The sequence below is a fragment of the Reyranella sp. genome (genome assembly GCF_044224635.1).
GTDB lineage: Bacteria > Pseudomonadota > Alphaproteobacteria > Reyranellales > Reyranellaceae > Reyranella.
In genome coordinates, this window is the sequence record NZ_JBGAKA010000004.1 from 44238 (window position 1) to 60374 (window position 16137).

The following is a 16137-nucleotide window of genomic DNA, read 5'->3' on the forward strand; positions in this document are numbered from 1 at the left end:
GTTGCCTCTCGCTGGACAGACTCTCCATGTCGTCGGCCGCATCCAGGGCCTGACGCGTCGCCGCCTCGAGCAGCTCGTGCACAATCGCGGGGGCAAGCTTGCAACCCGGCCCTCCAATCGTGTGACGATCGTGGCCTTCGGGCACTCGGCGGTGGCGCAGGCACTCGATGATGGCCGCGTGAAGCTGCCGCCCGGATTGCCGGCGACTGCGGCGCTGATCAGCGAGAACGTGTTGCGCCGCCATCTCGGCCTGCTCGATGCGCCGCCGGCCGTCGAGCGCAGCATGGCGCGCACGGAGATCGAGCGGCTCGCCGGTCTGTCCGCCAATCTGGTGTCGTGCCTGGTGCTGTTCGACGTGCTGGAGCCGGTCGACGAACGCTTCGCCTACCACGACCTCGTGGGGGCCCGCGAGGCCGCGCGCCTCCTGAGGCAAGGCGTCGCTCTCGGCGATGTGCTCGCGGCGTCGGTCGCGCTGCGGCGGCGCGGCAGCCATCTCGCCGAGGCGCGCCTCACGGAAGGTCCGTCGGGCGCGCTGGTGCGCGAGATCGGCGGCCAGCTCGCCGAGCTCAGCGGCCAGCTCACCATGCGCCTGGAGCAGACTGCACGCAGCCTCGACGATTTGCTGGTCGAGGCGGAGGATGCCGCCGAGCGCGGTGACCTCGCCGCCGCCGAAAGCCTTTACACGACGGCGATGCGCGCCGACGCCGCCGACCCGGTGCTGCCCTTCAATCTCGGCAACGTCTTCCAGTCGCAAGGCCGCGCGCCCGAGGCGAAGATCGCCTGGCAGATCGCCGTCGCCCGCGACCCGGCCTTCGCCGAGGCCTGGTACAATCTCGCCCTGACGGCGGAAGACGAGAAGCAGACCGATCTCGCCATCGCCGAGTATCGCCGCGCCGTGCAGGCCCAGCCCGATTACGCCGACGCGTACTTCAATCTGGCCCTGTTGCTCACCAAGCTCGACCGCTGCGCCGAAGCGCTCGGAATATGGGAACGCTTCCTCGAGCTCGAGCCGTCCTCGCGGCACGCCAGCACTGCGCAGAAAGCCCTCGCCCTCTGCCGCATGCGCCTGCAGCAGGAGCGCGCCCGGACGGGATGACCATCGTCGCTGAGACCGCGCCGCTGCGGTGGCGCTCATGATCTTCCGGACCGTGGGTGTCTTTCCGGGCGGAAGGGTCAAGCTCATGGCTGGGAGGGCGCCACTCCGTGGCGCTCATGGGATGTGTAATCAACAAGAAGAGCACCACGGAGTGGCGCGCTCCCGGCCATGACCCCGTCGCCGTAAGACGGCGACACCTCCCCAGCGAGGCTGGGGAGGAGCATGACGTTCACAACCCCTTCGCCCACGGCGGCCAGCACGTCGAGAATCTCGCGCAGCACCTCGGCATCCTTGCGGCCGGTGCGGGCCGGGACGTGGAACGAATGGTCGGCGTCGTCGACGAGGTGCAGCGTGGCGCGTTGGCCGAGCGCCGTGACCACCGGACGCAGCATCGTGAGATCGGCCAGTGCATCGCGCGTGCCTTGCAGGAAGAGCATCGGGATCTGCACCTCGGCGAGATGCGCGGCGCGCGCGTCGGAGGGTCGCTTGGCGGGATGCAAGGGAAAGCCGAGAAAGGCCAGGCCGCGGACATTGGCGAGCGGCTGGGCCGCCTGGGCTTGCGAGGTCATGCGCCCGCCGAACGACTTGCCGCCGGCGATCAGTGGAAGGCCAGGCGACAGCCGACCGGCCGCCGCCACGGCGGTCCGCACCGTGGCCTGCGCCAGCGCCGGCGGATCGGGCCGCTTGCCGCCCTGCTCCATATAGGGGAATTGATAGCGCAAAGTGGCGACGCCGCGCTCGGCGAGCTCCGACGCGACGCTCGCCATGAAGGCATGTGTCATGCCCGTCCCGGCGCCGTGCGCCAGCACGTAGCAGCAGCGCGCCTGCACCGGCATCTGCAGCAGGCTCGAGACGCGGCGGCCGGCGTCGACGTCGATGCCGACCTCGCGCGCGCTAGGCGGTGCCATCGGCCGGGCGAGCGAAACGCAACGCCGAGCGGGCCTGTGCCTTCTCGGCCTCGACCTCGCGGTCGCGCGGCGGCGCCGTCGTCGTCAGCGAGTCGATCAGCTCGCGCGCGGCGCGGGTCACTGCCTCCACGGCACGGTTGAAGGCCTCCTCGTTGGCCTTGGAGGGCCGGTTGAAGCCGCTCAGCTTGCGCACGAACTGGAGCGACGAGGCGTGGATCTCCTCCTCCGTCGCCGGCGGCTCGAAATTGTAGAGGTTCTTGATGTTGCGGCACATGAGATGCCTCCCGGGCAGGCTGGTCGGGGCAAAAACGTTCGCACGATGCTGGCACGCCGCCGCTGACCGCATCAAGCCGGCCGAAACGGTCGAGGCGGCCTTCGTGGACGACGCCTCAATGCTTCGGATTGCGTCCACGGATCTGGTCGAAGCCTTTCTTGATCGCAGCGAAGCGCGCTTCGATGTACGGCTCGAATTCAGTGTCGGTGAAGATGTACGGCCAGTCGTTCTCGACCCCCTCGCGGACGAGCTCACCAACGTAAGCAGGATCGATGCCCTGGGAGATGCGCTCCCGGACCAACTTCATCCGCTCCGCCACGGGCCCGGACGTCGGCATCGTGCCGACCGCACCACGATAGCGCTCGGGCAGATTGCGCCACGAGGTCAGGATCTCCGTGCGGATAAAGCCCGGACACAGCACCGACACGCCAATGCCGCGCGGCGCGAGCTCGTCCCGCAGGCCCTCGGACAGTGCGACGACGCCATACTTGGAGGCGTTGTAGGGGATGCTCGACGATGAAATAAGACCGGCGATCGAGGCCGTGGAGACGATGTGTCCGCCCTCGCCGTGCTGCTCGATCAGCGGCCCGAATATCTCGATCCCCCAGATGACCGCCATCAGGTTGACGCCCATCGTCCAGTTCCAGGCCGCATCGGTCCACGCGCCATAAACGCCACCGCCGGTCACGCCCGCGTTGTTGACCAGGATATGGACCTTGCCATAGCGGGCAATCGTCGCGTCTGCCGCCGCCTTGATCTCGGCCTTGAGCGACACGTCGGCCTTCACGCCGTCGACGTCGGCGTTGGTGAGCCTCAGTTTCGCGAGGGCAGCGGACAGCGCCTCTTCCTCGATGTCGCAAAGCATGACCTTCGCGCCCGCCTGGGCGAAGGCGGTGGGATCCCCAATCCAATGCCCGACGCCGCGCCCGTCACGAACGCGGTCTTTCCGGCGAGGTCCTTCATACGCTTGTCTCCCATGCCGCTCTCGGCCAATCCAATACGGCAACGATACCCGAGGCGCACCGGGTGGCATCCGCTTCGAGCTTCCCCTACCCTGCCGCCGTGGCCAAATCGCTGGACACCTACAACGCCAAGCGCGACTTCTCGAAGACGCCGGAGCCGCCCGCCCGCGCCGGTGCCGGCACCGCGGGCAACGCCTACGTCATCCAGAAGCACGCCGCGCGCCGCCTGCACTACGATTTCCGCCTCGAGCTCGACGGCGTGATGAAGAGCTGGGCGGTGCCGGAAGGCCCCAGCCTGATCGCCGGCAAGAAGCGGCTCGCCGTGCATGTCGAGGATCATCCGCTGGAGTATGCCGCCTTCGAGGGCGTCATCCCGCCGGGCCAATATGGCAGCGGCACGGTGATGATCTGGGATCGTGGGACCTGGACCCCCGACTTCGATCCCGCCTTCGGCTATCGCAAGGGTCATCTCAAGTTCCAGCTCGACGGCCAGAAGCTCAAGGGTCAGTGGCATCTCGTGCGCATGGCGCCCAAGCCGCGCGAGAAGCAGGAGGCCTGGCTGCTCTTCAAGTCCGATGACGCAGCGGCGCGTCCGACCGATGTCCCGGACATCCTGGTCGACAAGCCGAACTCGGCCGCGACCGGCCGCACGATGGACGCGATCACCCGTGACCAGGACCGCGTCTGGGCGTCGGGCCAGGGCGAGATCACGCAGCCGGCGAAGAAGCGCCGCCGGCGCAAGCCCATCCTCGATCCGGCGGCGCTCACCAAGGCGAAGGCTGGCGCCCTACCGGGCTTCATCGAGCCGAGCCTGCCGTCACCGACCGACAGGGCGCCTTCGGGCCGCGGCTGGCTGCACGAGATCAAGCACGACGGTTATCGCCTGCAGGCGCATCTGGAGAACGGCCGAGCCAGGCTGTTCAGCCGCCAAGGGCTCGATTGGACGGAACGCTTCCCCGCCCTTGCGCATGCGCTCGCCGACCTGCCGGTGAAGGTCGCCATCGTCGACGGCGAAGCCGTGGTGCATGCTGAAACCGGCGTCGCGAGCTTTACCGCGCTGGTCGACGCGCTGAAGACCGGCCGCGGCGACATGGCGTTCTACGCCTTCGACCTCCTCTATCTCGACGGTTTCGACCTCCGCGACTCGCCGCTCAGCGAGCGCAAGGCGGCGCTGGCCCAGATCATCGCGGCCGACGGCAGCTCGAGCCGTCTGCGCTATAGCGAGCATATCGAAGGCGACGGCGATGCCGTCTTCCGGCACGCCAGCCGCCTCGGCCTCGAGGGCATCATCTCCAAGGTGGCCTCGTCGGCCTACCAATCGGGGCGCATCAAGACGTGGCTCAAGCTGAAGGCGAGCCGGACCGACAGCTTCGCGATCGTGGGCTTCATCCCGTCTACCGTCGACAAGGCGGCGGTCTCGGCGCTGGTGCTGGGCGAGTATGCCGGCAAGAAGCTGGTGCCCGTCGGCCATGTCGGGTCGGGCTTCACGAGCGCGAGCGCGCGCGAGCTGGGCCAGCGGCTCGAGCCGTTGCGCACCGCCACGCCGCCGCTCAAGGACGAGACGGCCGACGCCAAGGGCGTGCGCTGGGTCAAGCCTGCGCTGTCGGCCGAGATCGAGTATCGCAGCCGCACCGGTGGCGGGCTGATCCGTCATGCCGTGTTCCGCGAGCTCGTCGAAGGCAAGACGTCGTCGTCCCAGCCGCGCGAGGCGGCGCCGACCGAGCGCAAGCCCAGGAGCAAGGCAGCAAGCGGTACGACGCTGCCGGTGCGACTGACCAATCCCGGACGACTGCTGTGGCCCAATCAGGGAATCACCAAGCAGGGACTGGCCGAGTTCCATGCCGAGATTGCCGGCTGGATCCTGCCGCACATTGTCGGTCGGCCTCTCAGCCTGCTGCGCTGTCCCGAAGGCATCGCCGCACAATGCTTCTTCCAGAAGCATGCTTGGGCCGGCCTGGGCGGCGCGGTGCGCCAGATCGCGGTGCCCAACGACGAGCAGCGCATGCTGGTGATCGACGACCTTGCGGGCCTGCTCGAGCTGGACCAGGCGAGCGTGCTCGAGATCCATCCCTGGGGCGCGCAAGCCGGCCGGCCGGAGTTGCCCGACCGCGTGACCATCGATCTCGATCCCGACGACACCGTGCCGTGGCAAAGGGTGATCGACGCGGCCCACGAGGTCCGCCGCCGCCTCCAGGCGAGCGGGCTGAAAAGCTTCGTCAAGACGACCGGCGGCAAGGGCCTGCACGTGGTTTTCCCGCTCGCGCCGCAGGCCGACTGGGACAGCGTCAAGGCGTTCGCCCAGTCGATCGCCGCGTCCATGGCCGCCGACCAGCCGACCCTCTACACCGACAACATGGCCAAAAGCGGCCGCCGCGGCCGCATCTATGTCGACTACCTGCGCAACGGCATGGGCGCTACAGCGGTCGGCGCCTACTCGACGCGCGCCCGCGACGGCGCACCGGTCTCGGTGCCGCTCGACTGGGACGAGCTCGGCCCCGACATCCGCGCCAATCACTTCACCATCCTCAACCTGCCCAATCGCCTCGCCTTTTTGGATCGCGATCCCTGGCAGGATATCGGCACGCTGAAGCAGACGCTTCCGACTGCGGCCGTCAAGAGAGCGGAACGGAACGACACGGTGCCCGCGAAGGCAGAGCTCGCGGCCTACTGGAAGAAAGTCGGCAAGGAAGCGCTCGTCCATCTCGCCCGACGACCGCTCGACCTCGTGCCGCACGATCCGTCGGCCGAGGTGCCCAAGGCCGTACAGCGGATCACGGTCGGCGACGGTCATCGATTTTGGATCGACAGCATCGACGGTCTCTTGGGACTTGCCAGGATGGCCGCGGTCGAGCTGCATCCGTGGAATGCCACAATCGATGATCTCGACCATCCCGATCTGCTGGTGTTCGCAACGGACCGGGGCAACGACTGGCAGCGCACCGTGGCAACCGCGCTCCGCCTGCATGCCCTCCTGCAAAGCGAAGGGCTGGAGAGCTGGCCCAAGCTCAGCGGCGGCCCTGAGCTGCATGTCATGGTGCCCATCGAGCCCGAGCTCACCTGGCAGGAAGCACAGCGCTACGGCAAGGACATCGCCGGCCGGTTGACCGGCACCGCCATCGATTGCCGCTACAACGCCCGCGGCGGCGGCGCCATCGGCGCTTTCTCGCCGCGAGTCCTGCCCGGTTTCCCGATCGCCGCCCCATTGGACTGGGATCGATTGCAACGCGGCGTCGACCCCGCCGGCTTCACGCTTCGGCATCCGGGCGACTTGCGAAAGGAGAAGTCCACCGGATGACGACAGCCGTTTACTTCGCGACCAATCGCGCCGTGAACAGTCCGCAAGACGTGGTGAGCAGCTACACCTTCAGCATCATGGCCTGACGACAAGACTGCATCCGCGTCGGTCTCATATGGCTACGCTTCGAAGCGCCTCTCGATGTGAAACGACTTGGCGGTGATGCGCCATGCGCCGTCGATCTGGTGGAAGGAGAGATAGTCGACGTACAGGAGCGTATCGATGCGCACCCTGACTTTGACCACTGCTTGCACCGGCGCGGCAATGTCGATCGCAAGGATCTCCTGCTGCCGCGGCGCCGCCTTGGATTTCGGCGACGGGGTGGAGGCAAGAGCCTTCCGATACTCGAGCACCGGCAGCACGCGAAGCTTGCCATCACGCAGTCCGTGCAGTTGGGCTGTTGGCGCGAACACCCGATCGAAGCGATCGACGTCATTGTCAAACATGGTTTCGAAGTACTCGTCGACGATGTCGACGAGGGATTGATGGACGGCTGTCTCTGTCATGATGCATTCCCGTGGCGTGAAAGGCGGGCGACCATGGCATTCGACACGAGGGCACGTCCTTGCAAACTGTGCTATCTGAACGACTGATGGCACAATGATCCACTCAACCCGCGCCCAGGATGCGTAGAACATGCCAGAATCTGACCTGGATGCCTTGGATCGCCGCATCATCGCCGCGCTGCAAGGCGACGGCCGCCTCAGCAATGTCGAGCTGGCCGACCGGGTCGGCCTGTCGCCCTCGCCCTGCCTGCGCCGGGTCAAGCAGCTCGAGCGCGAGGGATACATCGAGGGCTATCGGGCGGTGCTGCGGCGCGACCGCGTCGGTCTCGGCTTCTCGGTGTTCGTCGGCGTGAAGATCGACGGCCATGCCAACGAGCGCGCCCTCAAGTTCGAGCAGGCGGTCGCAGCCATGCCCGAAGTCATCGCCTGCCACCTGGTGTCAGGCGAGGCCGACTACTTCCTGGAGGTCGTCGTCCCTGACCTGCAGCATTACCAGCGCTTCCTCGTCGATAAGCTCCTGGAGCTGCCGATCGTTCGCGAAGTCCGTAGCAACATCGCCATCCAGACGATCAAGACAGGCGCGCCCCTTCCGCTTGGCCACCTCGGGTGAAGCAGCCTGGTCCCCGGGCACTCGCATATGGCAAAAAACGCCGTCATCCCGACCGGAGCCGAGCGAAGCGTAGTCGAAGGACTTTATCTTGTTGCGGCACGGCGATTAGAAAGGTCCCTCGATCGCGCCGCCAAAGGCGCTGTAAACAGCGCCGAATCGGGCAGCCCCGCTCGAGATGACGGATTGAGTGGCATATGCGAACACCCTGCATCTGGCCGGGCGATGGGTCGCATGGTACCCCAGCGCCCCGGACAAGGAGCAGGTCATGAGCGGCAAGATTTATGTCGGCGTCGGCGGCTGGACCTTCGAACCGTGGCGCGGAGTGTTCTATCCCGAGGGTCTCGCCCACAAGCGCGAGCTCGAATACGCCAGCCGCAAGCTCACCTCCATCGAGATCAATGGCACCTACTATTCGAGCTTCAAGCCGGCGAGCTGGGCCAAGTGGCGTGACGAGACGCCCGAGGGCTTCGTCTTCGCCATGAAGGCGTCGCGCTTCTGCACCAATCGTCGCGTCCTCGCCGAGGCGGGCGAGTCGGTGCAGCGCTACGTCAGCCAGGGCTTGGTCGAGTTGCGTGACCGGCTCGGTCCGATCAACTGGCAGTTCATGGGGACCAAGAAGTTCGACGCCGAGGATATCGACGCCTTCCTGAAGCTGCTGCCCCGCGAGGCCGGCAAGCTGCCCCTGCGCCACGCGCTGGAGGTGCGCCATCCGAGCTTCAAGGACCCGCGCTTCTACGATCTCGCGCGCAAGCACAATGTCGCCATCATCCAGGCCGCAGGCGACGACGATTTCCCCGTCATCGACGAGCCGACGGCCGATTTCACCTACGCCCGGCTGATGGGCTCGCAGGACAAGCCGGCGACCGGGTTCAAGCCGGCCGAGCTCGACACCTGGGCCAAGCGGGCCAAGCAATGGGCCAAGCGCGGCGATGTGTTCCTCTACTTCATCTCGGGCGCCAAGGTGCGTAATCCCGCCGCGGCGCAGGCGCTGATCGGGCGGCTGTGAGGCATTACGGCCGACGGTGCTGAGCAATCCCTCGCGACGCGCGCGCCGGAAGAGCTGGTCATGCGCCTATGAGCGCGCCACTCCCGTGGCGCTCTTCTTGTCGGTGCGAGCGAGCCCTTGACTTCCTCGGCTTGACTTCCTAATAGTTAACTTTATGGTTAACTATCAAACCGCCACGCTCGATCGCACCTTTGCTGCCTTGGCCGATCCGACGCGACGGGCGCTGCTTGCCCGCCTCGACGAGGAGGACGGGCTCACGGTCAGTGAGCTGGCGCGGCCCTTCCCAGTGTCCCTGCCGGCGATCATGAAGCATCTCGACGTGCTGAGTGACGCCGGCCTGATCGCCCGCTCGAAGACGGGCCGCACCGTGACCTGCCGGCTCGAGGCCGCGCCGATGGAGCAGGCGATGAACTGGCTCGCCCATTACAGACGCTATTGGACCGAGCAACTCGACCGATTGGCCGCTTTCCTGGAGGACGAGTCATGCAATCCAACCCCAGCCTCACCCTCGCCAAACCCGCCCTCACCCTCGAGCGCCGCTTCAAGGCCTCGCCCGCGCAGCTCTTCCAGGCCTGGACGCAGCCGGAAAAAATGATCCGCTGGTGGGGTGTCACCGGCTCCGACAGGACGCCCATCGCCGAGGCCGACCTCCGGGTCGGCGGCCGTTTCCGCGTCCAGTTCTGGTCGCCGGAGGGCGAGCACCATAGCGTGAGCGGCGTCTATCGCGAGGTGGTGCCGGAGCGCAAGCTGGTGTTCTCGTGGGCATGGCAAAGTACGCCAGAGCGCGAATCCCAGGTCACCGTCGCCCTGGCGCCCGACCGCGACGGCACGATCCTGACCCTGAAGCACGAGCAGTTCTTCAACGAGACAGCGCGCGACGACCATCGTCGCGGCTGGACGGCCGCCCTCGACAATCTCGAGAAGGCGTTGGCATGACCCTCGACCGTTTTCGGATACCGGTCGACATGAGCGACGCCGGCCGGCACGCGGGGCTGCTCGACGGCCTGCCGGACGATGCCGGCCAGCTGGCCGAGGTCGTCCAGGGCGTGCTGCTTCATCAGCACGTTGCAGCGGCCTATGGCGTGGCGCTGACGGCGGCTCAGCAGCCCGAGCCGCACATCCGCGAACGTCTGGGGCGCCATGCGCCAGACTGACGCCGAGACCGATCTCGACTTCATCGATCGCATGGCGGCGCTGACCCGCCAGCCCGACCGCGATCCCTCCGCCCTCCAGCGCGCCTACCAGGACGGGCGCATCGCCGTGCCCGACACGGTGTTCAGCGCCGTGCTCGGGCGTCCCGACCGCATCCAGTGAAGGAGCCGGACCGGCAAGCGCCGCCACGACAAATACAAGCAGAAACCGACAATTCCTGCTGTCACGGCTGAGCCGGAGTGCTGTAATCTCCCGCCAATGGCAACGGTCGGAGGTGACAGATGCCCGCTCTTTCGCTCGATCACTACAACATCTACTGCAAGGATCTCGAAGCAACCGTACGCTTCTATGAGCGCTACGTCGGATTGAGGAACGGCGATCGGCCGCCGTTCAATTTCCCCGGCGCTTGGCTCTACGCCGGCGACAAGCCGATCCTTCATCTCCTGTCCGAAACCGGTCGTGAGGAACATGGCAGCGGCGCGATCGATCACATCGCCATCAACTGCGCCGATATCCGCGGCACGATCGACCAGATCAAGAAGGACGGCGTTCCGTTCGAGGTCAAGAAGGTACCGGCGCGGCCGCTGCAGCAGGTCTTCGTGCATGACCCCGACGGCGTCATGATCGAGCTCAACTTCTGGCACGAAGCCGATGTGCCGGAGCTCAGCGACAACATGGATCCGGTGTCGCGCAGCGCGCTGGCCGACAAAGCAAAAGTTCCCGCGTGATGATGCGCGGCGCCTTTACCGCGCTCGCCCTCCTCGCGATGGCGGGCGCGGCAGAGGCGCAGCAGCGTCAGACGATCGACTTCGAGAGCCGGCAGAAGGGACAGCCGGTCCGGGTGACGGCGGAGATCTACTGGCCTGCCGGCCAAAGCGTCGTGCCCGCGATGGTGATCCATCACGGCAGCGGCGGCATCAGCGACCAGCGCGAAGGGCGCTACGCCCGCGAACTCACCGCGATAGGCGTCGCCGCCGTCGTGATCGATTCGTTCCGTCCGCGCGGCGTCTCCTCGACCGTCGAGGACCAGTCGGCGGTGAGCGGACCCGACTTCAATCTCGATGCGTTAGGCGCGCTGAAAGCGCTCGGCGCCACCAGCCGCATCGATAGGAACCGCATCGGCATCATGGGATTCTCGAAGGGCGGCACCTCGGCGCTGATGGCCTCGCATCTCAACCTGCTGGCCGCCGCCGCGGTGTCATCGGGCCTGCGCTATGCGTTGCACGTGCCGTTCTACCCGTCATGCGCGACGCAGTACTACCGGCCGCGGACCACCGGCCAACCGATCCATCTGCTGCTGGGCAGCGCCGACACCTATGTCGGCGTCGAACCGTGCACCACCTATGCCGAGGCGCTGCGCGCCAACGGTGCACAGATCGAGGTCAAGGTCTATCCCGGCGCCGGCCACGGCTTCGATGGTGGCCGGGCGTACTTTACGCCACGCGGCGAGAACTATTCCCAGTGCGTATTTCAGCAGCAGCCCGACGGCTCGTTCGTCGAACGCAAGAGCGGCGTTACGACCAACACCGCCGACGGCAAGCCGGTCCAGGGCGCCTTGGCCAAGGCGCAGGCGGCCTGCCGCACGCTCGGGGTCAGCGGCGGCCTGCAGGAAGCCGCTGCCGCTCAGTCGCTCGTCGATCTCAAATCCTACGTGCGCCACGGCTTGCAGGGCGGCGGCTGATCAATCGACTGTCGGGGTCGCGGCCAGCTGCACGACATAGTCGGCCGGCAGCAGGTCTCGGCCGGCCAGCAGATGGCCGAGATAGGCCCTGGTCGGCCTCAAGCCCTCGCCAGTCAGCAAGGCGACATAGGTGATCGCCTCGACGATCTCGCCAGTGTCGAGGCGCCTGACAGCGACGGTGCGCCGCTCGTAGTGACCTGCCGCCACGCCCTCATAGCGGTCGAGCACCGCGAAACCCGCCACGGGAAGCCGGTTCAGCGTGCCAAAGACAGAAGCGCCCTCGCACGTGACGATATTGCCGGCACCGGAGCCGGCCGGGTCACGGGCGCTCTTGTTGAAGGCGAGCCGCCAGCCGTCGAGCCGGCCGGCGATCCGTTCGCCCGCGGCCACGCCGGCGGGCGCCAACCGCTCGCCGAACAGGCGCGCCGCATCCATGTTCGAGCCGTAGGCGAAGTACCAGCTCATGCCACGCGCCACACCTGGACCGGCTCGCCATAGCCGCGGATCGGCAGCGGCCCGAGGTCGGTCGCGCCGTCGGCGCCGGCGGTGTCGGCATACACGGAGCCCGAAATCAGCAGCTGCGAGCCGGTCTCCTTGGTGAGCTGCTCGAGGCGGGCGGCGAGGTTCACCGTGTCGCCGATCACCGTGTACTCCTTGCGCTGGGGCGAGCCCACGGTGCCGGTCACCGCATCGCCGATGTGGATGCCGATGCCGATGCGCAGCGGCTGGCGGGGGCGAGCGCCATTCCAGGCATCGACCGCCTTCAGCATGCCGCGCGCCGCCGCCAGGGCGTTGGCGGCCGCCCGCGGATCCTCGAGCGGCGCCCCGAACAAAGCGAGGAATCCGTCCCCCAGGAATTTGTTGATGATGCCGTGATGGCGGTCGACGATCTCGATCATGCCGGCGAAGAAATCGTTCAGCAGGGCCACTGTCTCGTCGGCCGCCCGTACCCGCGTCATGGCGGTGAAGCCCCTGATGTCGAGGAACAGCACGCAGACGCGGCGCATCTCGCTCGGCGGGTCGCTCTGCTGCGCCAGCAGCCGCTCGACCACGGCGGGCGAGACGTGCTGGCCGAACAGGTTGGTGACGCGATCGTGCGCCGCCGACGCCGCCACCGAGGCCGCGAACTGGCGGCGCAGGCTGCCGGCCACGATGCCGGCGATCACGCCCGCTCCGAGCAGCACGATGCTGCGGCTCAGGTGATAGACCAGCGAGTGTTCGGGCAAGTCGGAGAACAGTTGGATCGGCATCAGGTAGGCGGCCAGCGCAAACTGCTGGGCCGCCGCCACGGCCCCGGTCCACATCGACAGCCAGAAATCGAGCCGCAGCGTCGACAGAACGATGAACAGGAAATAGAGCATCGGCGGCCAGAACCCCAGCACGGTGGCTGGCTCCATGTGGAGGCTGAGCTCGAAGATGACGACGCTCGGCAGGCTGGTCTCGATCAGGGCGTTGGCAAAGCGGGCGACGCGCGGAAAATCGAGGTCCCTGGCCATCCGCCAGCGCAGCACCCTCAGCGCACCCCATTCGTAGACGACGAACGGCCCGACGCCGGCCAGGGGCGTCCACGGTTCGATGGTCTTGCGGAACAAGCGCTCGGCGAACTCGGGCGCAAGATTGAGCGCACCCAGGGTCGCGGCGAGCAACACAGTCAGCACGATGGCAAGGACCTGCATGCGCTGGACTTCGCTGCGCATGATCTCGCGACGCAGCGCGCTTGCGAAATTGTCGGACGTCCCCTCCGCCATCGCGGGCCAACCTAGCCAGCCGGCATCGACTTCACAACGCCGAGTGGTCCGCGACCGGTCGGAATGCTAGGAACGCCGGATGGCGATGAAGGAGATTGCACGCGACGTGGTTGGCAGGGCCGCCAACCTGGCACTGCGCATGCCGATCTCCTGGGTCAACATCCTGGCCGGCCCGCCGGTCGGGGTCGATGGCCGCACGCTCGACGGTCGCACGCAATGGTTCCTGCAGCTTCTGGCGCGCAGCGGTCAGCCCGCGATGCACCAGATGACAGTCCGGGAGGCGCGGGCCGAGTTCGACATCGTGCTGCCCCTGCTCGGCGGCCGGCCGGCGCCGGTCGGCGAGATTGTCGACCGCACGATCGCGGGTCCGGCCGGCCGGATGCGGATCAGGCTCTATCGGCCGGCTGGCACGGTCGCCCGTCTGCTGCCGGCCATCCTCTATTTCCACGGCGGCGGCTGGGTGATCGGCAGCCTCGAAGGGTATGACCTGGTCTGCCGTTATCTCTGCGCGCGCAGCGGCTGCGCGGTGGTCGCCGTGGACTATCGCCTGGCGCCCGAGCACAAATTCCCGGCTGCGGTCGATGACGCCGTCGCCGCTTTTCGCTGGCTGGCGGCCGAGGCGACCGTGATCGGTGTCGACCCGGCGAGAATCGTGGTGGCAGGCGATTCGGCCGGGGCGACCCTGGCGACGGTGATTTCCCGGCTCCTGCGCGGAGAAGCCAGGCCACCCTGTCTGCAATGGCTGATCTATCCGGCGACCGACCTGGCCTGCAACAGCCCCTCCTACACCAGCTGCGGCGAGGGCTTTCTGCTGACCCGCACCGGCATGGAATGGGTGCGCGGCCACTACCTCAACAATCTAGCCGAGATCGACGATCCACGCGCCTCGCCGCTGAAGGCCCCCGACCTCGACGGCTCGCCGCCGGCCCTCGTCTACACAGCGGGCTTCGATCCGCTGCGCGACGAAGGTCAGGCCTACGCAGAGCGGCTCTCGGCGGCCGGGGTGAAGACCATCCATCGCGAGTTCGATTCGCTGATCCATGGCTTTGCCGGCATGCGCGGGGCGCTGCAAGCGGCGGCACGGGCGATGGACGATATGGTGGCGGGCCTGCGCCACGAGCTGGCACAATTGGGCCGTTGAGCATGGGCGACAACACGGGCATTACGGCGGAGCCGCGCAGCGGCCGGCGCGAGCAGAACAAGGCGGAGAATCGCACCGCCCTTCTCAAGGCAGCACGCGCGGTGTTCGCGGAGATGGGCTTTGGCGCGGCGAGCGTGCGAGACATCGTCCGGCGTACCGACTTGGCCTCCGGCACGTTCTACAACTATTTCAAGGACAAGGACGAGATCTTCGAGGCGGTGGTCGGCGAGCTGACCGGCGAGCTTCTGAAGCGCCACCGGGCCGGCCGCGCCCGCGCCACCACGACTGAAGAGTTCTTCCGGCGCCATTACGCGGTCTATTTCGATTTCATCGTCGAGGATGCCGAGCTGCTGGCGATGGCCCGCAAGAACTTCACCGCCATCCGCACCCTGCTCGACAAGCCCGACGTTCGCGCCCTCGCCCTCTCGCTGAACGACGACATCCGCGCCGCGATCGCCTCCGGCCTGCTGCCCAAGGTCGATGTATCCTATCTGGCCGCGGCGATGGGCGGCATCGCCTTCGAGGTCTCGGTAATCATGGTCGCGCGCGACCCCGTCGACCCGGTCGCCGCCGTCGAATTCGCCACTCGCCTGATGATGGGCGGCCTCGACGGCTTGCCGCGCAAGGCCTGAGCGCGGAGGACCGTCCCTCCCCCGTAATCGCAGGGCATTCGCAGAGAGGCCACCTTTCACTCTCCTCCCCAGCTTCGCTGGGGAGGTGCCCCGTCAAACGGGGCGGAGGGGTCATGAGCCCCAATCGCACTCCTCATGACCCCTCCGCCGCCGAAGACGGCGACACCTCCCCAACAGAGTTGGGGAGGAAAATGAGAGTGGCTCGTCAGGCGCCCTGCACGATCGGGTTCCGCAGGGTACCAATCTTCTCGATCTCGACCTCGCAGACGTCGCCCGGCTTCAGCCAGGGCTGCGGCGTGCGCGCCATGGCGACGCCCGACGGCGTGCCGGTGATGATGATGTCGCCCGGATCGAGCGTCATGACCTTGCTGAGCTCGTGCACCAGGGTCGGCACGTCGAAGATCAGGTCGTCGGTGTTGCTGTCCTGCATGACCTCGCCGTTGACGCGGGTCATGATGCGCAACGGCGCGGCGCCCGGCGGCAGCTCGTCCGAGGTCACGATATCGGGACCGAAGCCCCCAGTGCCGTCGAAGTTCTTGCCCAGGGTGAACTGGCCGCCCGACTTGCGCTGCCAGTCGCGCACCGAGCCGTCGTTGAAGCAGGCGTAGCCCGCGATCACGCCCAGCGCCTTCTCCTTCGGCACATTGCGGCACTTCTTGCCGATCACGATGGTGAGCTCGGCTTCCCAGTCGAGCTGGTCCGAGGCCGTAGGCCGCGGCATCTTGCCATTATGCGCCACTAGCGTGTTATCGAAACGGCAGAACACCACGGGGTAGGACGGGATCGGGCTTTTCGTTTCCTCGGCATGCTTGCGGTAGTTCAGGCCGATGCACAGGATCTTGCCCGGATTGGGAATCGGCGGCAGGTACTTGGCCGACTTGTCCGACACGAGGGCGGCCGGCTTGGGCTTGGTACAGGCCTTGGCGACCTCGGCCTGGACCTTCTTGCCGCCGGCCAGGATCTCGACCACGGTCTTCGGCCCCCGCGGCATCTGCTTCGACAGGTCGATGATCTTGCCGTTGCCCGGCTTGACCCCGACCACCGGCTTGCCGCCGCTCATGATTGTGCACAGACGCATTCTGGTCCCCCCATGTTTGGAAAAATCGGCCGGTGCGTAAACTCCCTC

Annotated in this window: 18 protein-coding genes and 1 pseudogene; 12 read left to right on the forward strand and 7 right to left on the reverse strand. The window is 67.1% G+C overall.

The genetic code is table 11. The annotated features are described in order from the left end of the window. The first annotated feature begins 1 nt into the window (after position 1). Positions 2-1096: a tetratricopeptide repeat protein gene (locus tag ACILR9_RS05190; protein WP_395708836.1), complete on the forward strand. Its 1095-nt coding sequence runs from the start codon at positions 2-4 to the stop codon at positions 1094-1096. Between the two features lie 248 nt (positions 1097-1344). Here ACILR9_RS05190 and ACILR9_RS05195 read toward each other — a convergent pair. From ACILR9_RS05195 to ACILR9_RS05205, 3 genes and pseudogenes are all read right to left on the reverse strand, one after another. Further along, positions 1345-2004, reverse strand: a pseudogene (locus ACILR9_RS05195) (alpha/beta family hydrolase); the annotation flags it as partial. Next, positions 1991-2278, reverse strand: a complete 288-nt coding sequence (locus tag ACILR9_RS05200) for a DUF2277 domain-containing protein (RefSeq protein WP_395708837.1) — start codon at positions 2276-2278, stop codon at positions 1991-1993. The gene ACILR9_RS05200 and the pseudogene ACILR9_RS05195, both read right to left, overlap by 14 nt. A 115-nt stretch (positions 2279-2393) precedes the next feature. Continuing rightward, the gene (locus ACILR9_RS05205; protein WP_395708838.1) at positions 2394-3143 is read right to left on the reverse strand and encodes an SDR family NAD(P)-dependent oxidoreductase; all 750 of its coding nucleotides are present in this window, start codon (positions 3141-3143) and stop codon (positions 2394-2396) included. Positions 3144-3304: 161 nt separating this feature from the next. Between ACILR9_RS05205 and ligD the strand changes: the two genes are divergently transcribed. Continuing rightward, entirely contained in the window at positions 3305-6535 is a 3231-nt protein-coding gene (gene ligD, locus ACILR9_RS05210) for a DNA ligase D (protein WP_395708839.1), read from the forward strand. A gap of 119 nt (positions 6536-6654) precedes the next feature. On the opposite strand, the gene ACILR9_RS05215 is transcribed toward ligD, so the two are convergent. Beyond that, a complete protein-coding gene (locus tag ACILR9_RS05215; protein WP_395708840.1) occupies positions 6655-7041 on the reverse strand; it encodes a nuclear transport factor 2 family protein in 387 nt (128 codons plus the stop codon). Between the two features lie 130 nt (positions 7042-7171). Between ACILR9_RS05215 and ACILR9_RS05220 the strand changes: the two genes are divergently transcribed. The 8 genes from ACILR9_RS05220 (at position 7172) to ACILR9_RS05255 (ending at position 11490) form a co-directional block, all read left to right on the forward strand. Further along, a complete protein-coding gene (locus ACILR9_RS05220; protein WP_395708841.1) occupies positions 7172-7651 on the forward strand; it encodes an Lrp/AsnC family transcriptional regulator in 480 nt (159 codons plus the stop codon). 265 nt (positions 7652-7916) lie between these two features. Continuing rightward, the gene (locus ACILR9_RS05225; protein ID WP_395708842.1) at positions 7917-8657 is read left to right on the forward strand and encodes a DUF72 domain-containing protein; all 741 of its coding nucleotides are present in this window, start codon (positions 7917-7919) and stop codon (positions 8655-8657) included. Between the two features lie 154 nt (positions 8658-8811). Further along, positions 8812-9252: an ArsR/SmtB family transcription factor gene (locus tag ACILR9_RS05230; RefSeq protein WP_395708843.1), complete on the forward strand. Its 441-nt coding sequence runs from the start codon at positions 8812-8814 to the stop codon at positions 9250-9252. Beyond that, complete coding sequence (locus ACILR9_RS05235) at positions 9141-9593, forward strand: SRPBCC domain-containing protein (protein WP_395708844.1); 453 nt, start codon at positions 9141-9143, stop codon at positions 9591-9593. Before ACILR9_RS05230 ends, ACILR9_RS05235 begins: the two co-directional genes overlap by 112 nt. After that, complete coding sequence (locus ACILR9_RS05240; protein WP_395708845.1) at positions 9590-9811, forward strand: hypothetical protein; 222 nt, start codon at positions 9590-9592, stop codon at positions 9809-9811. The genes ACILR9_RS05235 and ACILR9_RS05240 overlap by 4 nt, the downstream gene beginning before the upstream one ends. After that, the gene (locus ACILR9_RS05245) at positions 9798-9971 is read left to right on the forward strand and encodes a hypothetical protein (protein WP_395708846.1); all 174 of its coding nucleotides are present in this window, start codon (positions 9798-9800) and stop codon (positions 9969-9971) included. The genes ACILR9_RS05240 and ACILR9_RS05245 overlap by 14 nt, the downstream gene beginning before the upstream one ends. A gap of 119 nt (positions 9972-10090) precedes the next feature. Then, the gene (locus ACILR9_RS05250; RefSeq protein ID WP_395708847.1) at positions 10091-10537 is read left to right on the forward strand and encodes a VOC family protein; all 447 of its coding nucleotides are present in this window, start codon (positions 10091-10093) and stop codon (positions 10535-10537) included. Further along, positions 10537-11490, forward strand: coding sequence for a dienelactone hydrolase family protein (locus ACILR9_RS05255; protein WP_395709045.1), 954 nt, complete (start codon positions 10537-10539; stop codon positions 11488-11490). Before ACILR9_RS05250 ends, ACILR9_RS05255 begins: the two co-directional genes overlap by 1 nt. Here the strand turns inward: ACILR9_RS05255 and ACILR9_RS05260 are convergent, their stop codons facing one another. Next, positions 11491-11955 carry a gamma-glutamylcyclotransferase gene (locus ACILR9_RS05260; RefSeq protein WP_395708848.1) on the reverse strand — a complete coding sequence of 155 codons (465 nt, stop codon included), beginning with the start codon at positions 11953-11955 and terminating at the stop codon, positions 11491-11493. It lies immediately after the preceding gene. Continuing rightward, on the reverse strand, positions 11952-13238 hold the full coding sequence (locus ACILR9_RS05265; protein WP_395708849.1) for an adenylate/guanylate cyclase domain-containing protein: 1287 nt from the start codon (positions 13236-13238) through the stop codon (positions 11952-11954). Before ACILR9_RS05265 ends, ACILR9_RS05260 begins: the two co-directional genes overlap by 4 nt. A 79-nt stretch (positions 13239-13317) precedes the next feature. On the opposite strand from ACILR9_RS05265, the gene ACILR9_RS05270 reads away from it, so the two are divergent. Together ACILR9_RS05270 and ACILR9_RS05275 are read left to right on the forward strand one after the other, a co-directional pair. Beyond that, positions 13318-14379 carry an alpha/beta hydrolase gene (locus ACILR9_RS05270; protein WP_395708850.1) on the forward strand — a complete coding sequence of 354 codons (1062 nt, stop codon included), beginning with the start codon at positions 13318-13320 and terminating at the stop codon, positions 14377-14379. Positions 14380-14381: 2 nt separating this feature from the next. Then, complete coding sequence (locus ACILR9_RS05275) at positions 14382-15011, forward strand: TetR/AcrR family transcriptional regulator (RefSeq protein ID WP_395708851.1); 630 nt, start codon at positions 14382-14384, stop codon at positions 15009-15011. 205 nt (positions 15012-15216) lie between these two features. Here the strand turns inward: ACILR9_RS05275 and ACILR9_RS05280 are convergent, their stop codons facing one another. Further along, complete coding sequence (locus tag ACILR9_RS05280) at positions 15217-16089, reverse strand: fumarylacetoacetate hydrolase family protein (protein WP_395708852.1); 873 nt, start codon at positions 16087-16089, stop codon at positions 15217-15219. Between the last annotated feature and the right edge of the window lie 48 nt (positions 16090-16137).

Coding starts and splice junctions, on each gene's coding strand:
- ACILR9_RS05200 (WP_395708837.1), bottom strand. CDS start 2,278: ATGTGCCGCAACATCAAGAACCTCTACAATTTCGAGCCGCCGGCGACG.
- ACILR9_RS05205 (WP_395708838.1), bottom strand. CDS start 3,143: ATGCTTTGCGACATCGAGGAAGAGGCGCTGTCCGCTGCCCTCGCGAAA.
- ACILR9_RS05215 (WP_395708840.1), bottom strand. CDS start 7,041: ATGACAGAGACAGCCGTCCATCAATCCCTCGTCGACATCGTCGACGAG.
- ACILR9_RS05220 (WP_395708841.1), top strand. CDS start 7,172: ATGCCAGAATCTGACCTGGATGCCTTGGATCGCCGCATCATCGCCGCG.
- ACILR9_RS05225 (WP_395708842.1), top strand. CDS start 7,917: ATGAGCGGCAAGATTTATGTCGGCGTCGGCGGCTGGACCTTCGAACCG.
- ACILR9_RS05230 (WP_395708843.1), top strand. CDS start 8,812: ATGGTTAACTATCAAACCGCCACGCTCGATCGCACCTTTGCTGCCTTG.
- ACILR9_RS05235 (WP_395708844.1), top strand. CDS start 9,141: ATGCAATCCAACCCCAGCCTCACCCTCGCCAAACCCGCCCTCACCCTC.
- ACILR9_RS05240 (WP_395708845.1), top strand. CDS start 9,590: ATGACCCTCGACCGTTTTCGGATACCGGTCGACATGAGCGACGCCGGC.
- ACILR9_RS05245 (WP_395708846.1), top strand. CDS start 9,798: ATGCGCCAGACTGACGCCGAGACCGATCTCGACTTCATCGATCGCATG.
- ACILR9_RS05250 (WP_395708847.1), top strand. CDS start 10,091: ATGCCCGCTCTTTCGCTCGATCACTACAACATCTACTGCAAGGATCTC.
- ACILR9_RS05255 (WP_395709045.1), top strand. CDS start 10,537: ATGATGCGCGGCGCCTTTACCGCGCTCGCCCTCCTCGCGATGGCGGGC.
- ACILR9_RS05260 (WP_395708848.1), bottom strand. CDS start 11,955: ATGAGCTGGTACTTCGCCTACGGCTCGAACATGGATGCGGCGCGCCTG.
- ACILR9_RS05265 (WP_395708849.1), bottom strand. CDS start 13,238: ATGGCGGAGGGGACGTCCGACAATTTCGCAAGCGCGCTGCGTCGCGAG.
- ACILR9_RS05270 (WP_395708850.1), top strand. CDS start 13,318: ATGGCGATGAAGGAGATTGCACGCGACGTGGTTGGCAGGGCCGCCAAC.
- ACILR9_RS05275 (WP_395708851.1), top strand. CDS start 14,382: ATGGGCGACAACACGGGCATTACGGCGGAGCCGCGCAGCGGCCGGCGC.
- ACILR9_RS05280 (WP_395708852.1), bottom strand. CDS start 16,089: ATGCGTCTGTGCACAATCATGAGCGGCGGCAAGCCGGTGGTCGGGGTC.